This is a genomic window from Ensifer sp. Root142 (genome assembly GCF_001426785.1).
In the GTDB taxonomy this organism is placed as follows: domain Bacteria; phylum Pseudomonadota; class Alphaproteobacteria; order Rhizobiales; family Rhizobiaceae; genus Ensifer; species Ensifer canadensis.
The window spans coordinates 793,481-809,680 of the sequence record NZ_LMFK01000001.1; the positions used below are offsets into that span (position 1 = coordinate 793,481).

The 16,200-nt window shown below is 60.9% G+C and carries 13 protein-coding genes and 1 pseudogene; 6 read left to right on the plus strand and 8 right to left on the minus strand.

Going from position 1 to position 16,200, the window contains the following annotated elements; translation table 11 throughout:
• Positions 1-69 precede the first annotated feature (69 nt).
• The 6 genes from ASD52_RS03785 to gfa all read right to left on the minus strand — a co-directional run bounded on the left by ASD52_RS03785 (position 70) and on the right by gfa (position 7,092).
• Complete coding sequence (locus ASD52_RS03785; RefSeq protein ID WP_057222895.1) at positions 70-1,362, minus strand: amidohydrolase family protein; 1,293 nt, start codon at positions 1,360-1,362, stop codon at positions 70-72.
• Positions 1,359-2,300: an ABC transporter permease gene (locus ASD52_RS03790; RefSeq protein WP_057222899.1), complete on the minus strand. Its 942-nt coding sequence runs from the start codon at positions 2,298-2,300 to the stop codon at positions 1,359-1,361. Before ASD52_RS03790 ends, ASD52_RS03785 begins: the two co-directional genes overlap by 4 nt.
• A gap of 1 nt (position 2,301) precedes the next feature.
• Positions 2,302-3,351 carry an ABC transporter permease gene (locus ASD52_RS03795; RefSeq protein ID WP_057222902.1) on the minus strand — a complete coding sequence of 350 codons (1,050 nt, stop codon included), beginning with the start codon at positions 3,349-3,351 and terminating at the stop codon, positions 2,302-2,304.
• Positions 3,341-4,870, minus strand: coding sequence for an ABC transporter ATP-binding protein (locus tag ASD52_RS03800; RefSeq protein WP_057222904.1), 1,530 nt, complete (start codon positions 4,868-4,870; stop codon positions 3,341-3,343). Before ASD52_RS03800 ends, ASD52_RS03795 begins: the two co-directional genes overlap by 11 nt.
• Positions 4,871-5,002: 132 nt before the next feature.
• Positions 5,003-6,028, minus strand: a complete 1,026-nt coding sequence (locus ASD52_RS03805; RefSeq protein ID WP_057222907.1) for a BMP family protein — start codon at positions 6,026-6,028, stop codon at positions 5,003-5,005.
• Between the two features lie 482 nt (positions 6,029-6,510).
• Positions 6,511-7,092 carry an S-(hydroxymethyl)glutathione synthase gene (gfa, locus tag ASD52_RS03810; RefSeq protein ID WP_057222909.1) on the minus strand — a complete coding sequence of 194 codons (582 nt, stop codon included), beginning with the start codon at positions 7,090-7,092 and terminating at the stop codon, positions 6,511-6,513.
• 248 nt (positions 7,093-7,340) lie between these two features.
• Between gfa and ASD52_RS03815 the strand changes: the two genes are divergently transcribed.
• From ASD52_RS03815 to ASD52_RS03825, 3 genes are read left to right on the plus strand one after another with little or no spacing between them, the layout of a single operon-like run.
• Positions 7,341-7,955, plus strand: a complete 615-nt coding sequence (locus tag ASD52_RS03815) for a TRAP transporter small permease subunit (RefSeq protein ID WP_057222910.1) — start codon at positions 7,341-7,343, stop codon at positions 7,953-7,955.
• Entirely contained in the window at positions 7,955-9,217 is a 1,263-nt protein-coding gene (locus tag ASD52_RS03820; RefSeq protein ID WP_057222912.1) for a TRAP transporter large permease, read from the plus strand. The genes ASD52_RS03815 and ASD52_RS03820 overlap by 1 nt, the downstream gene beginning before the upstream one ends.
• A gap of 30 nt (positions 9,218-9,247) precedes the next feature.
• On the plus strand, positions 9,248-10,243 hold the full coding sequence (locus ASD52_RS03825) for a TRAP transporter substrate-binding protein (protein WP_057222914.1): 996 nt from the start codon (positions 9,248-9,250) through the stop codon (positions 10,241-10,243).
• A gap of 155 nt (positions 10,244-10,398) precedes the next feature.
• Here ASD52_RS03825 and ASD52_RS03830 read toward each other — a convergent pair whose 3' ends face one another.
• Positions 10,399-10,677, minus strand: coding sequence for a GNAT family N-acetyltransferase (locus ASD52_RS03830; RefSeq protein ID WP_057222916.1), 279 nt, complete (start codon positions 10,675-10,677; stop codon positions 10,399-10,401).
• A gap of 67 nt (positions 10,678-10,744) precedes the next feature.
• Positions 10,745-10,936: pseudogene (locus tag ASD52_RS39700) on the minus strand (integrase); the annotation flags it as partial.
• A gap of 93 nt (positions 10,937-11,029) precedes the next feature.
• Here ASD52_RS39700 and ASD52_RS03835 point away from each other — a divergent pair.
• The 3 genes from ASD52_RS03835 to ASD52_RS39705 all read left to right on the plus strand — a co-directional run bounded on the left by ASD52_RS03835 (position 11,030) and on the right by ASD52_RS39705 (position 15,846).
• Complete coding sequence (locus tag ASD52_RS03835) at positions 11,030-12,127, plus strand: branched-chain amino acid ABC transporter substrate-binding protein (RefSeq protein ID WP_057222924.1); 1,098 nt, start codon at positions 11,030-11,032, stop codon at positions 12,125-12,127.
• Positions 12,128-12,210: 83 nt separating this feature from the next.
• Entirely contained in the window at positions 12,211-14,679 is a 2,469-nt protein-coding gene (locus ASD52_RS03840; RefSeq protein WP_057223400.1) for an adenylate/guanylate cyclase domain-containing protein, read from the plus strand.
• Between the two features lie 654 nt (positions 14,680-15,333).
• Positions 15,334-15,846 (plus strand): DUF6438 domain-containing protein, encoded by a 513-nt coding sequence (locus ASD52_RS39705; protein WP_244497407.1) that lies wholly within the window; start codon positions 15,334-15,336, stop codon positions 15,844-15,846.
• The last annotated feature ends 354 nt before the right edge of the window (positions 15,847-16,200 follow it).

The window sequence follows — 16,200 nt, forward strand, 5'->3', positions numbered from 1 at the left end:
TTCGGGCCTTTTGAACGAAACTGCCATGTTCTCGCGCACGCTCTCCCGTTCTGTTCTCGTCCAGTCCGTTCAACGTGGCTGCGGTGGCACGACGTGGCGGCGGTTGATGGTCGCCGGACGGCCCTTGATGGACAGGGCCGTATCGCGCTTCTCGCGTTCAGCCACGACCTTGCCCTTCGCGACGACACAGAGCCGCTCGGCGCGCAGGCGCACCGCCTCGATGGGGTTGCCCGCATCGAGCACAACGAGGCTTGCCGATTTGCCGACGGCTAGGCCGAGATGATCGAGCCCCATGATCTCGGCATTGACCTTGGTGACCATGTCGAAGCACGTGCGCATGTCCGCGGGCGAGGACATCTGGGCGACATGCAATCCCATGAAGGCGACGTCGAGCATGTCGGCCGTGCCGAGGGAGTACCAGGGATCGAGCACGCAATCCTGACCCCAGCCGGTGCGGATGCCGGCCTTCAGCATCTCGGGCACTCGCGTCAGGCCACGCCGCTTGGGATAGGTGTCGTGCCGCCCCTGCAGCATGATGTTGATCAGTGGATTGGGGATCGCCGAGACACCGGCTTCCGCAATCAGCGGCAGCAGTTTCGAGACGTAGTAGTTGTCCATCGAATGCATCGAGGTAAGGTGCGAGCCAGCCACCCGGCCTTGCAGGCCGAGCCTGTGGGTCTCATAGGCAAGCTGCTCGATATGGCGCGACAGCGGGTCGTCGGTCTCGTCGCAATGCAGGTCGACCATCAGGCCGCGCTTGGCTGCGATCTCGCAAAGTTCGGTAACGGAACGTGTGCCGTCGGACATGGTCCGCTCGAAATGCGGGATGCCGCCGACGATGTCGACGCCCATGTCGAGTGCGCGGATGGTGTTCTCGCGCGCATTCGCCGAGCGATAGAGCCCGTCCTGTGGGAAGGCGACGAGCTGGAGATCGATATAGGGCGCGATCTCCTTCTTGACCTCGAGCAGCGCTTCCACCGCAAGAAGGCGGTCGTCGCAGGTATCGACATGGGTGCGGATGGCGAGGAGGCCCATCGAGACCGCCCAGTCGCAATAGGCGAGCGCACGTTCCTTGACGGCCTCGTGGGTCAGGAGCGGCTTGAGTTCGCCCCACAGCGCGATGCCTTCGAGCAGCGTGCCCGAGGCATTGATACGCGGCAGGCCGTAGGACAGCGTTGCGTCCATATGGAAATGCGGATCGACAAAGGGCTGGCTGACGAGGTTGCCCGAGGCATCGACGACACGACCGGCCCCGGCATCGATGCGCGGCTCGATCGCGGCGATCCTGTCGCCCTTGATGCCGATATCGGCGACGGTTCCATCGGGCAGCGTGCCGCCCTTTACGATCAGGTCGAAACTCATCTTTCGCCTTTCTGGTATGGGATCATCAAAGCTTTGGGATAGGTGGCGCGGCGTGCGACCAGGATCAGCGCCAGGATCGACAGAGCGTAAGGCATCATCAGGAAAACCTGATAGGGCACGATGCCGCCCGATATCTGCTGCAGGCGAACCTGATAGGCATCGAATGCGGCAAACAGGATGGCGCCGATCAGCGCCTTTCCTGGTCGCCAAGAGCCGAAGACGACCAGCGCGATGCAAATCCAGCCGCGCCCATTGATCATCTGGAAGAAGAACGAGTTGAAGGCCGAGGTGGTGAGAAAAGCGCCGCCGACCGCCATCAGCGCACTGCCGACGGCGACGGCGCCCATGCGGATGCCGGTGACCGAAATGCCCTGCGCCTCGACCGCCGACGGGTTTTCGCCAGCAGCGCGAACGGCGAGGCCAATGGGCGTGCGGTAGAGAATCCAGGCGACGGCTGCGACCGACACGAATGCGAGATAGGTCAGCGGCGTCTGAGTAAAAAGCGCCTCGCCAACGACAGGAATGCTGGATAGGCCCGGGATCGGCAGGGGCTGGAACGGCTCGATCTTGGGCGGCGACGTCACCTCGGGCAGCGCAAGACGATAGGTGAAATAGGTAAGGCTTGTAGCAAGCAGCGTAACGCCGATGCCCACGACGTGTTGCGACAGGCCGAGCGGTACCGTGAGCGTGGCGTGCAGCAAGCCGAACATGGCACCGACTAGGGCAGCGACCATCAAGCCGGCCCAAAGATCGCCCCCAGAATAGACGGTGAACCAGCCGGCGAAGGCGCCTGCCGTCATGATCCCCTCGATGCCGAGGTTGAGGACGCCCGCCCGCTCGCAGATCAACTCGCCCATGGTTGCGAAGATCAGCGGGGATGCTATGCGGATGGCGGCAACCCAGAAGGAGGCGGTGAAGAGGATTTCAAGCGCGTCCATGTCACCTCCACCTTATCCGGAATCGCGTCAGAAGGATCGCGACAACCATCGTCAGCAGCGAGGTGGCGACCATGACGTCGGCTATGTAACTCGGCACCTTGGCCGCACGGCTCATGGCATCGGCGCCGACGAAGATGCCGGCGACGAAGATGGCCGATGCGATGACGCCGAGCGGATTCAGCATGGCCAGCATGGCGACGACGATGCCGGAGTAGCCGTAGCCCGGCGACAGATCGAGCGTCAGGTTACCCTTGAGCCCTGAGACTTCGGAAAAGCCAGCAAGTGCAGCCAATCCGCCCGAAAGCACCGCCGTCTTCATGAGCGTGCGGTTGACCAAAATGCCGACAAAACGTGCGCCCTCGGGATTGATGCCGACGGCGCGCATTTCGTAGCCGAGAACCGCCTTTTTCATGACGACCCAGACGAGAACGGCCGACGCAAGCGCAATGACGAAACCATAGTGCAGGCGCTTGCCCTGGATGAGGCGTGGCAATTGCGCTTCGGCGATGACCTTCTGCGATTGCGGCCAGCCGAGCCCCATCGGATCCTTGAGCACACCTTCAAGCAGCATCGACACGAACAGCAGGACGATGAAGTTGAGCAGCAGCGTAGTGACCACCTCGTCGACGCCGAAGCGGGTCTTCAGCACAGCCGGGCCGAGCAGAAGCAACGCGCCTGCGGCCATGACGGCGGCCATGATCACCGGGATCAGAATGACCGAAGGTAGCGGCAGTGCGCCGGTTCCCAGCACCACGGTGACGACGCCACCGATGTAGAGTTGGGCTTCTGCGCCGATGTTCCAGAGCTTGGCTCGGAAGGCGACGGCGATCGCCAAGCCCGTGAAGATCAGTGGCGTCGCGCGAGTCAAGGTTTCCATGAGCGCGAACTGCGAGCCGGCTGCACCCTTGGCCACAAGATAGAAGACGGACAGTGGCGAAGCGCCAGCGGCGAGAACCAGTATCGACGTCAGCACCAGCGTGGTGGCGATGGCTGCCAGCGGAAACAGCAAGGTGACCGCCAAGGACGGTGCGGGCTTCGGCTCAAGCCGCATGATCGGTGCGCTCCCCGCTGTGGCCTGCCATCAGCTCTCCCAGTTCCCGAATGGTTCGTTCGCCGCGCAAAGACGGCGCCGAAAGGCGTCCCTTGGACATGACGATGATGCGGTCGGACAACGCCAGGACTTCCTCGAGGTCTTCCGAAATCAGCAATATCGCCGCGCCCCTGTCTCGTGCTTCAAGCAGCATGCGGTGAACATAGGCGACGGCGCCGACATCGAGGCCGCGGGTCGGCTGGCTTGCAAGGATGACCGCCGGGTCGGGATCAAGCGCCCGGCCGAGGATGAGCTTCTGCATATTGCCACCCGAGAGCAGGCGTATGCGGGCCTCGGGCGAGGGGCATTTGACGTCGTAGTCGGCAATGAGTTTCTCGGCGAAGCGGCCGGCGGCCTTCCAGTTCAGGAAGCCCATGCGACTGAACCGCGGGCTCCGGTAGCGTTCGGCGATGACGTTCTCCGCCACACTCATGTCGCCAATGCTGCCGATCGCGTGGCGGTCTTCCGGAATGCGGGCCACGCCATGGGCGAGCGCAGCGCGCGGCGACCAGTCGGCGACTTCCTGCCCGGCGATGGAAATGCTGCCGCTGGTTCGGCGCCGGATGCCGGCGATGAGGCCAGCAAGGACAGCCTGACCATTGCCGGCAACGCCGGCAAGGCCGGTGATTTCACCAGCTGTCAGCGTGAGCGACACCTTATCGAGGCCGGCCCCGTTATACGGCGCTGTTGAGACGCCCTCGAGCGCCAGCAGCGGTGCGCCCAGTTTCACCGGGCTGACCTCCGCCGGCTTGACCTCCTGGCCAACCATGAGGGCGGCCAGTTCTTTGCGATCGGTCGAGCCTGTCTCGCGCTCGCCGACGAGCTGGCCGGAGCGCAGAACCAGCACACGATCGCTGACAGCCATCACTTCGTGCAACTTGTGGGAGATGAAGATGATCGACAGGCCTTTGGCGACGAGCAGCTTCAGCGTCCGGAACAGTGCGTCGGTCTCGGCGGGGGTCAGAACGGCCGTCGGCTCGTCCAGGATCAGGATGCGGGCTTCGCGATAAAGGGCCTTCAGGATCTCGACGCGCTGGCGTTCGCCGACCGAAAGGATGGAGACGGTGGCCGCGGGATCGACAGTGAGGCCGAAATCGGCAGACAGTTGCTCGATGCGCCGCCGCGCTGCGGCCCGGTCGAGCCGCATTCGCCAGAGGCTCTGCGTGCCAAGCGCGATGTTTTCCTGCACCGTCATGTTGTCGGCGAGGGTGAAGTGCTGGTGGACCATGCCGATGCCGGCATCGAGGGCCGCGCGCGGATCTCCCGGCGGAAGCGGCTTGCCAAAGGCCTCGACGGTTCCCTCGTCGGCGACGTAATGGCCGAAGAGAATGTTCATCAGCGTCGTCTTGCCGGCGCCGTTCTCCCCGAGAAGCGCGATGACTTCGCCCCGCTTCAGATCGAAGGAAATGGCCTCGTTGGCTCTGAGCGGGCCGAAACGCTTGCTGATGCCTAAAAGACGAAGGGTGGGATTGCTTGACACATCGGTGACCGGAAGTGGCGTTGTAGAGGAGGCCTTCGTTCCGTCCAGAAAGAGAATGGTCGTTGCCGGCGAAGGATAATCCCTCGTCCGGCATTGCCGACCACCTCTTCCATGAACGGAAGGAAGAGAGGGCTAGCTCGACTTCGGCTCGGCGTCGTTGATCTCAACGGTGAACGAGCCGTCCTTGATCATCTTTTCCTTCTCCGCGACCTTGGCCTTGATGTCGTCGGGAACCTTGCTGTCGAAAGTGCCTAGGGGCGCGAGCGAACAGCCGCCGTTCTTCATGAAGGAATAGGCGCCGTAGTCGTCGGCCTTGAAAGTGCCGGACTTCACTTCGGCGATCGCCTTGTCTAGCGTCGGTTCGAAATGCCACAGCGCAGAGGCGACAACGGTGTCCGGATAGTCCGCCTGGGTATCGATGACATTGCCGATGGCCAGGACCTTCTTCTCCTTGGCGGCGTCGGACACGCCGAAACGTTCGGCATATAGAAGGTCCGCACCGCCATCGATCTGGGCAAATGCGGTCTCCTTGGCCTTGGGCGGATCGAACCACGAGCCGATGAAGGCGACCTGGAACTTGGTGTCCGGGGCCACTTCCTTCACGCCGGTCATGAATGCGTTCATCAGTCGGTTGACCTCCGGGATCGGATAGCCGCCCACCATGCCGATGTTCTTGGACTTGGTCATCGCGCCGGCGACGAGGCCGGACAGATAGGATGCGTCCTGGATATAGTTGTCGAAAACCGAGAAGTTCGGTACGGCGGCATCGGGCTTGAAGCTCGAGCCCATCAGGAAGGCGACATCAGGATAGTCTTTGGCGACGGCGCGGGCGGCATCCTCGACGCCGAAGACCTCGCCCAGGATCAGCTTGTGGCCGGCCTCGCAATATTCGCGCATGACGCGCTCGTAATCGTTGTTCGCGGTGTTTTCAGAATAGACATATTCGATATCGCCGCGCTCCTTGGCGGCATTAGCTGCCTTGTGGATACGGCTGACCCACTGCTGCTCGACCGGGACGGTATAGATAGCCGCCACTTTTATCGGGTCCGCAGCGAACAGACGGCTCGGCAGACCCGCCGCGGCCACCACGGCGGATGCGCCAGCAACTTTCATCAGGGTTCTTCTGGAAATGGCGGAATTGAAGGAATTGCTATGCATTAAATTCCCCTCTGGTTGATTGCGCGTTTTGGAACACGTCTTTTTTACCACTTGGTCAATGTAGGTGAAGTTGGAGGTTGCAGCAATTGGGTGCCGCGGAAAGTTCATCGCAGGCACTGGAAGCAAAACGCGGGATCACGAACGCCGCTCGATCGTGAATTCCGGGCGTGAGCCCATCGCGGCGCAGAGCAAAGGCCTGCCGCTGTTCTCCGAAATCGCCGCGCCGACGCCTCCCGGCCGAGGCATCGCCCCGCCTACGAGCCCGGTTCGCTCTCCATGGGTAACGAGCGAGATCCCGTTGGCGAGGCAACATTTTGACGGCGCAACCTCCTCGGTGGTTTTAGGGAGGACAACTGCGCCTGCCCCGAGATTTTCAAGCGCAACTCCGTGGTCGATCGTGGAAATGGCCTCTCCGTCTTGAGGTTTCCGTCACCGGCCGTTTTACGGACGTCGGCTTTGAATTCGGGTTGCGGCAAGGTCGTTCAGGCCGCGTCCGTTTTAAGCACACCACTCTTCTTTGCCGTCCAGGTGGCGATGAAGTCCATCAGGCCGGGGTTGAGGCAGTCATAGGGCTCGATACCAAGGTCTCGCAGGCGGGCACGCACGCCATCCATCTTTGCCGGATCGTATCCACTTTCGATGATCGAAGACACGAAAGCCGCAAACCCCGGCTTCGCCCAGCCCGTTTCCTGGAACCGCTCCGGATGCAAGAAGGAAAGACCCTTGAACGGATGGTCGCGTTCGACGGGGCCATACATGTGCACGCCGCAGGCCTTGCAGGCGTGGCGCAGAATAAGAGCGGCCGGGTCCACGACAGCGAGCTTGTCGCCGTTTTCGAGTATCTCGATATTGTCCGTCGGCGCGACGGCGACAACCGAGAAGACAGCACCATCGGGCTTCCAGCACTTGGTGCAGCCGCAGGCATGGTTATGGGCAATGTCGCCCCTGACCCGGATCTTTACAGGGTTGCTCGTGCAGTTGCACACAAGTGTGCCGCCCGAGAAGGCCGCGTCGGTCGCCTTGAAACCGGAATCGAGGGATGGATGTATTGCAACGCTTGGCATGGGCTTCTCCTCCTTCATGGCCGGCGCGGTATGCCCGGCAGATCACTGGCATCGCCGGCGGACGCTTGGCGATGTGATGAACGGATTGCATTCGTGATGCGGTCTTGAACCCGCGCTCAGTATACCACGACGCTGCGGATGCTTTCGCCGGAATGCCACTTTCTTACACCGGCTTGAAAAGCGGTTGACAAAGCGCGACCATGTATACTTTATAAATACAATAAGTATGCAAGGAGAGGAGGCGTGCCATGTCATCGACCGGGGAGCCACGAAACCACCCGCTCTGGGCGGAGAAAATAACTGGATTGTCCCAGGCGCTCCTGCGCGGTGAGAAGTTCCTGGCCGGGATTTTCATAACGGTGCTGCTGGCGCTGATTTTGGTGAATGTCGTCACCCGTTTCGCCAAGGTGCCAATCTACTGGATCGACGAGGCCTCGATCTTCTCGATGATCTGGCTTGGCTTTATCGGGGCTTCGGTCATGACGCGGCTGCGGATCGACTTCGCCGTCACGCTTCTGTCGGATCAACTGTCACCCAAATGGGTCGCGCGGCTGCGCGCTTTTTCCACCGCAGTATCGCTGACTTTTGCGACCGGCTTTGCGGTGGTGTGCTGGATCTGGCTGGATCCGCTGGGCATCGCTTCCCACGGTTTCGACGCTCAGGCTTTTGCCGCCGAAACGTTCAACTTCCTATACACCGAGCGAACCCAGACGCTGGAATGGCCGACCTGGATCGTCAACCTGATTCTGCCGATCTTCGCTCTCACGCTCATCGTCCACAATGCTGCAAACCTGCTTGAAGACCTCGGCATCGCGCGCAAGCGCGTACAGGTCTCGCTGACGACTGCAGAAGGAGCTGCCTGATGTTTACCTTCGGCGCATTCGTTGCCCTCATGCTGGTCGGCCTGCCGATCTCCATTGTGCTTTGCCTCACGGCGGCCGCGTATATCTGGCAAAGCGACAATACGGTCCTTTTCGTCTCCTTTCCCACCCAAATGTTCATGGGTCTTGACAGTTACGGCTTGATCGCCATTCCGCTGTTCATTCTCATAGGCGAGATCATGAACGGCGGCGGCATCACGCGGCGTATCATCGACATGGCCATGTCTTTCGTTGGCGCGCTCAAGGGCGGCCTAGCCTATGTGAACCTGCTCGCCAACATGTTCGTGGCGTCCATTCTCGGCTCGGCCGCGGCCCAGGTTGCGCTGATGTCGCAGATGATCGTCCCGGAAATGGAGAAGAAGGGCTATGACAAGACCTTCGCTGCCGGTCTGACCGCCTATGCCGGCATGCTGGGGCCGATCATTCCCCCTTCCATCATGTTCGTCGTCTACAGCGTCATCGCGCAGGTTCCCGTCGGGACCATGCTGGCCGCCGGTATCATTCCCGGCATCATTCTTACCATTGCCTTCTGCGTGGTGATCGCGCTTATGGGTTACGTCTACAACTACCCGCGCGGCACCAGCCTGCCGATGCGCGAGCGTGTGACCATCACGCTGAAGGCCGCGCCGACACTGATCATCCCGCTGATCATCGTGGGGTCGATCGTGACCGGAATTGCTAATCCAACCGAAGCTGCGGCAATGGGCGTGGTTGCAGCGATCCTAGTCGGGCGCTTCGTGACCGGCGATCTCCGCCTGAAGCAGCTTCCCGAGATGTTTGTCAAGGCAGGGGTCCTGTCGGCGGGCATCCTGTTCCTGATCGCTGCGGCTGCCGTATTCTCCTGGGTTCTCGTCTACGGAATGGTTCCCCAGCGCGTGGCGGAGTGGATCCAGACCATCGCGAAAGACCCGGTCACGTTTATGCTGCTGGTCAATGTAATCCTGCTCGTCATCGGCACGGTGATCGATGGTGCGCCGGGGCTGATTATGACCGTTCCGATCCTGCTGCCGATAGCGACTGAGGTCTACGGCATCGATCCGGTGCATTTCGGCGTCGTCGCGGTGATCAACCTGGTCCTCGGCTTCCTGTCCCCGCCGGTCGGTTTGAATTTCTTCATTGCCGCCGCAGTAACGGGGGCGAAGCCCGGCAAGATGTTCATCGTAACGCTGCCGTTCTTCCTGATCTGCTGCGTCATCCTCGTGCTGCTTTCGATCTTCCCGGCACTGTCGACCTACTTCTCCTAACCCACAAACTCACAACGGAGGGAACCTACAATGAACATTACGCGTCGTACTTTGATGAAGAGCGTCTCGCTGGGAGCCGCGATGGCGATGTCCGCGCCGTCGATTCTGCGTGCACAGACTGCAAAGATCTATCGTCTCGGCATCACCACGCCACCGGGCCACCCCTGGAACCTTGCGGCTGAAGCCGTCGGCAAGCGTCTTGCCGAAGAAACAAACGGGCGCCTCGCGATCCAGGTCTTCCCGTCGAACCAGCTCGGCAACGAAGGCGCCATGCTGCAGCAGATGCAGTCCGGTGCGTTGGATCTCGGCTGGATAATGACCGCGGAACTCGGCTCGCGCATTCCCCAGATCGCGGCCATCAATGCGCCGTGGCTCGTCAAAAGCACCGACAAGGTCGCTGCGCTCGTTCGTCACCCGGTCGCAATCAAGCTGCTGGACGTACTGCCTGCCCAAACCGGCACGATTGGACTTGGTTACGGCATCACCACCCTGCGCGTCGTCTTCACGGGGCAGGAAACCGGCGGCATTGAAGATATCAAGGGTATGAAGCTGCGTATCAACACGACGCCGGCCTACCGTGACTTCTATCAGCTGCTCGGCGCAGCGCCGACGCCAATCCCGACGCCGCAGGTCTTTGACGCTATGTCCAACGGGCAGGTGGACGGACTCGAAGCCGACCTGGATCTCTCCTGGAACCAGCGATATGACAAGGTCGCCAAGACCATGCTGCGCATGAACGCCATCTTCATGCCCTGTGTCGCGCTGGCTTCCGGCCGCATATGGAAGGGCGTTCCCGAAGCGGATCGCGAACTTATCGCCCGCCTCACCCGCGAGGAGCTCGACAAACAGATCGATGCGACCGTCGCAAAGGAAGCCACCCTCCTGCAGAACTTCAAGAATACCGGTATCAAGATCGTCGATATAGACCTGCAGAACACCGCCGAGATCATCGCCGCCTATGACGAGATCTGGCTGCCGAAGGCGCCGGTTCTGAAGGAGCTTCGGGAAGTCGGCGCAAGCCTCTGACGGAAGCAGTTTCACGTATCAATACGGCTTTCCCTTCAGGGGAAGCCGTATTGGCAAAGTCTAACATGCCGCCGCCCGTGAGCACGGGACGCCGGAGGCTGAAGGCGGGAATCGCGCCATTTGCCTGAGACCGTCGGCAACTTGCCGCTCCGAACTCATCCATCGAGCATCGCGCTATATTCCGGATGCTTCACCGCGAAGGCGGCCATGAACGGGCATTTGGCGATAATGCGATCTTGTCGGTGGCGAAGCGTCTCGAAGACGCCACGGGCCAGCCGTGTGCCGATACCCTGTCCGGAAAGCGCCTGCGGAACCTCCGTGTGGGTGAGAACGACCCGGCCGTCTTCGTTGCGGTAATAGGCAACGGCAAGCTCATCGCCGACAGCAAGCTCGAAGCGTGATGCCGCGACATTGTCGGTGATCGTGCCGTTCATTGTCTCACTCCAATCGTTCTCTTCGGCGGACTGTCGCGTGGGGCGGGTCTCGCTCAATTCAGCGTGCGGCCAAGACATCTGCCTGATCGCGCAGATCGATCAGGCGGTTACTGGCGCAGGTCGCCAGCAACAGGACGATAGTATCACCCGTAACGGCCTTTTTGCTCTTTCACTGACGTGGGCGATTGCTGGCTCTCACGGCCAATCTGAGTGCACTTTTAAGCAATGGTGCGTCGAAGTACCCGGTGAGGCCGCGCCAGTCCTTCCTTGCCGAGCTCGGATTGCAGTGCTGCGACGCAAAGGACTGTCGGCATCGGCTTGATTAGCGTAAGCTAACGTTAGGGGTACAGTGATGCACCGCGTGGTCACCATAGCTGTTGCCGCGCTTGCGGCTATCTACATCTGCCCCGCGCAGGCGGAGGTAGTGATCGGGGTTTCGGCCGCGATGACCGGACGGCTCGCCTGGATCGGCGAGCAGGGTCAGCGTGGAGCAGAGATGGCCGTAGCCTACATCAATGCGGCGGGCGGCGTCCTTGGCCAGCAGGTGCGCGTCATCAACGTCGACGATTTCTGCGATCCCGAGCAGGCCGTGGCGGCAGCCCAGAAACTGGTGGCTGACGGAGTGGTGTTCGTCGTCGGACATTACTGCTCCGGGGCCTCGATCCCGGCATCAAAGGTCTACGAGGAGGCTGCGGTTCTGCAGATTTCACCAGGATCGACCAATCCGCTGTTGACCGAACAGGGCCGTGACAACGTTTTTCGGGTCATAGGTCGCGACGATAAGCAGGGGATCGTGGCCGGCAACTACCTGGCCGATGAATGGGGCGAAAAGAAAATCGCGATCCTTCACGACGGCACGACCTATGGCATGGGTCTCGCCGGTGAGACAAGAAAGCAGTTGAACAAGCGAGGCGTAACCGAAGCTGTCTACGACGCATACACGCCTGCTAAGAACGACTATTCGGCGGAGGTCGCTGCGTTACAGGCCGCTGGCATCGCCGCTTTGTATGTCGGCGGGTATCATGCCGAGGTTGCGCTGATTGTTCGCGCTGCACGCGACCGCGCCTACGCGCTTCAGGTCATCTCCGGCGACGCCCTGGCAACCGAGGAGTTTGCGCTGATCGCCGGCCCAGGAGCCGAGGGGACCCTCTTTACGTTCTCCGCGGACCCGCGGCGAAACCCCGAAGCTGCCCCGGTGGTGGAGCGTTTCCGTGCCGAAAACTTCGAACCCGCAGGTTACACACTGTTGAGCTACGCTGCCGTCCAACTCTGGGCGCAGGCGGTCGAGAAGGCAGCCTCGCTCGAACTGCCGGCGGTCATCGCGACACTGCGCGGACAGGAGTTCGACACTGTGCTCGGCCCGGTCGATTTCGACGACAAGGGCGACCTCACGAACCAAAGCTGGGTGTGGTACGTCTGGCGGGGTGGAGAGTATGTGCCGGTTGAATAGCAGCCCGCCACACGCCGCCGCGCCACTTGAGGCATCGTATGCAGATCAAGCCAGCGCGATCGTTCAGATTAAGTGTCGCCGCGATGCTTGAACGCCTAGGCATACGCGGCCGCCTGTTGCTGGCTTTCTTCGGCATCAGCACCTTCGCGGTGCTCGCGACGGCAGCTGCTCTTTATGCCTTCCTCCAGGTAGGCGAGGTCGTCGACAGCATAACCAGGGATCGGGTGCCGTCGGCGCTGGCGTCTCTCCAACTGTCGCGCCAAGCCGAGCGGGTCGCGGCAACTGCTCCGTCTGTACTGAATTCAACGAACAAGATACGGCACAACGAGGTCTCGGCTGCGATTGGGGTCGAGATGGCGCGCCTAGAGGAACTGCTTGCCGCGCTCAAGGGAGGCACGCTTGGCACGGCGGCGGTGGCCGAGATCGAGGCGGCGGTGCTTGGTCTGCGGCGCAACCTCGACGCACTCGACGACCTTGTCGCCGTCAGGCTCACCGTAGTCGCACGCAAGGAGGAGTTGTTACGCCGCTTATCGGCTACGACAATTGCAGGCCAACGCCTTCTGGCGGCTGGCATCCTGGTGATGAATTCCAAGCTTGCGCAATGGAGAACTGTCGCGGCCGACGCGTCGCTCGCCTCAGACCGACGCGCGGCGGCGACTTCCGACCTGGTCGAGGCGATTACGGGCTACATCCCCCAGCAGAGGGCACACCAGGAGATATCCGCCGTCAACGACGCGCTGGTTAAGTTGGCGAGCGCACCGACGCCAGGCGATCTTGCATTGATGCTCTTTCCGCTGCGCCGGTCGCTCGCCGTCCTCGAAACGGTTTCAACCGAGATCGACGAGAAGCTACGGTCCCGCTTCCAACAGCGGGTGGGCGAGTTCAAGGCGCTGATCGATGGTGGCAACAGCATACCGAAGGCTAGACAGGACGAGTTTGCCGTCCTGGCCGAGGGCGAAAAACTTCTGGCCGAAAACAATCGGCTGTCCCGCAGTCTCACCGCTGCTGTCGATCGCCTTGTCGCTGCGGCAAACCGTGAGATCGCCTCGTCCGGTCTCGAGGCCGCGGTCGTCCAGCGCTACGGAACCGGCGTTGTCCTTGGCTCGGCCGTTCTCAGCCTGTTGAGCTCGATTCTGATTGTCTGGCTCTATGTCGACCGCAGTCTTCTCGCCCGTCTGGGAAGCGTGAGCCAGGGCATGCTCGCGATCGCCGACGGCAATCTTTGTGCGCCATTGCCTGCCGCGGGCCACGACGAAATCGGCCGCATGGCTGAGGCGCTCAGGCTGTTCCGGGACACGGCTGTCGAGGTCGAGGAAAAGAATCTACGCGAGGTTGCTGAAGCACGCCAACGGCTCGTAGATGCCATCGAAAGCATCTCGGAGGGGTTCGCTCTCTATGACGTGGAGGACCGGCTCGTTCTCAGCAACAGCCGCTACCGCGAACTGCTCTACAGCGATGTTGCGATCGAATTAACGCCCGGCACTACATTCGAGCACATCATCCGCCGATCCGCCGAGCGCGGCTACATCAAGGATGCCGATGGGCGCCTCGAGGAATGGGTCGCCGAGCGGCTCTCCCGGCACCGTAATCCTGGTGAACCGTGGGTGCAGCGGCGAAGTGACGAGCGATGGATAATGATAGGCGAGCGGCGCATCACAGGCGGCGGCACGGTGGCCGTTTACTCGGACATCACGGAGTTGAAAAAGCGGGAGGAGAACCTCGCGGAGAAATCCGCAGCCCTCGAGGCGCTATCGAGCAAGCTGGCGAAGTATCTGGCACCGCAAGTATACAACTCGATATTCACCGGCCGTCAGGACGTCAGGATCGCCAGCCAGCGGAAGAAGCTGACGATATGCTTCTCGGACATTGCCGGCTTTACCGAGACCACCGACAAGATGGAGTCCGAGGATCTCACCCAGCTCCTCAATCACTACCTGACGGAAATGTCGAAGATTGCTTTGGAACACGGCGCCACCATCGACAAGTATGTCGGTGACGCGATCCTGATGTTTTTCGGGGACCCGGAAACCCGCGGCGTCAAGGAGGACGCGCTCGCCTGTGTTGAGATGGCTCTCGCCATGCAGAAACGGATGAGCGAACTTGCAGAAATCTGGCGCGACATCGGCATTGAAACACCGCTGCGATGCCGCATCGGCATCCATACCGACTACTGCACGGTCGGCAACTTCGGCAGTGAAGATCGGATGGACTACACGATAATCGGCGGCGCCGTGAATCTCGCCTCGCGCCTCGAGCAGGAGGCGCCGGCGGGGGCAGTGCTCATTTCCTATGAGACCTTTGCGCAAGTGAAGGACACAATCGCTTGTGTCGAGCTGGGGCATGTCCAAATCAGGGGTATCGCCTATCCGGTCGCCACATATCGTGTCCTCGATCTGAAGGCCAATCTGGTCGCCGCACGCAGCGCCGTTCGAACCGAGCTGCCGCATCTCAGACTAGAAGCGGAACCCGAGTTGATGTCTGCTGGCGAGCGAGATGAAGCCGCGACTGCGCTTCGCGACGTGCTCGATCGACTTTTCCACAAGCCTGGGTAAGGTGGTTCGCGCTCACACCTGGATCGACGACTACTACCGCGGTCACTTCGTCGACCAGTAGTGATGTATCGTCCCCATCGGGAGCTGAACTGCGGAGTCCGCTACAACCAGAGCCCCAGCATCGGCGGCTCCAATTCGGGCAGGATCTGCCATGGCCTCAGACGAGGTCTCGGGGATGCGCACAATCTGCGCTGTTCTGGATCGATCTAATGATCGATTTTCATTCCCGGTCCATCTGAAACCGAGATGGGGGAACTCCCGTCTAGCGTTTGAACGCGCGCGTGAAGTGCGCGGAATCACCTTCGATGTGGGCACAGATAACGAGTCTCCTGGGGCTGACACGATTTCGGCGGTTGCCGGCTATCGCACTCTGGTCGTGGACTATAGCGACGGGTTCGTGTTCGACACTGTTCAGTGGGGCCGATCCTGGGGCTCGTGTTCTGGTTTTAAAAATGTTCGTGCCTCCGATGGCTCGACGACCGCGACTGAGCCAATTTTCAAAGCAGATGCGTACAGGGCGCGTTGACTGTAGCGACACTCTGGTCAACGATTTGATCTCCGCGAAGCGCATGCTGGCCTTCGAAGGCATCGGCGCCGTCATGATCGGTCCGTCGCAGGCTGGTGGCCTTTTTTGTTATTGAAAGGAAACACACCATGGTGATGTTGACTGCGTGGGTCGCATTCGCGTTGGTCGCCTCGTTGGTGGAACAAGCCCAAGTCTCGAGCATCATCGTGGAACGCGGGCCGTGCCTCGGAGAATGTCCAATATACCGTTTCAAGGTGACTGCAGCCGGCGATGGTGTGTTCGAGGGCCGGCGCTTTACCGACGTGCACGGTGAGCAAAGTTTCTCGATCACGACCAAGGAATGGCTTGCGTTCCAGTCAGCGCTCGCGCCCTACCGACCCCAAGGAACCGAAGACATCACCACCGGGCATCCGCGTTGCGCCCAGATGGTCACGGATCACCCATCCGTGTCGGTGACGTGGATCGACGCCAGTCGTACCGACCGGCTCACCTTCAACTTCGGGTGCAAGGATCCGCAGAATGACGCCATGGTGCAGGCGCTTGCCGATGCGCCAGATTTGCTACCGGTCGGTAAGCTTATCGAAGATCGGCGCCTGGAGGACGGCGCATGGGAACGTCAACCTGTTGGCCTACCTAAATAACTGAAATTGTTATTGCTTCAATCAGCCTGATCGCACCCGCTTCATTTCTGTCAGATATTATGATCCGGATTCGGCCGGCACAGTCCCTGCATTCCTATCAATTAAGATCACATTCCGACGTGGGCGAACGTACGACGGTGTTCGGGAATTGAGAGTTGCGAAGTTGCCCTGCCAGTTCCGAACCTCCTTGATCACTCAAGATGCAATAGTAGCCATCGCTAATACAATCTCTCTAGATAATGCTCCTGATGTGGTAAAATCGGCTTTGGGAGCAGCGCCGGCTCGAGGAGATGCCGGACGGCGTTTCAACTTGTCGCATGTCGGTTCGCATGGGCGTCGAGATCGCATCTCCAC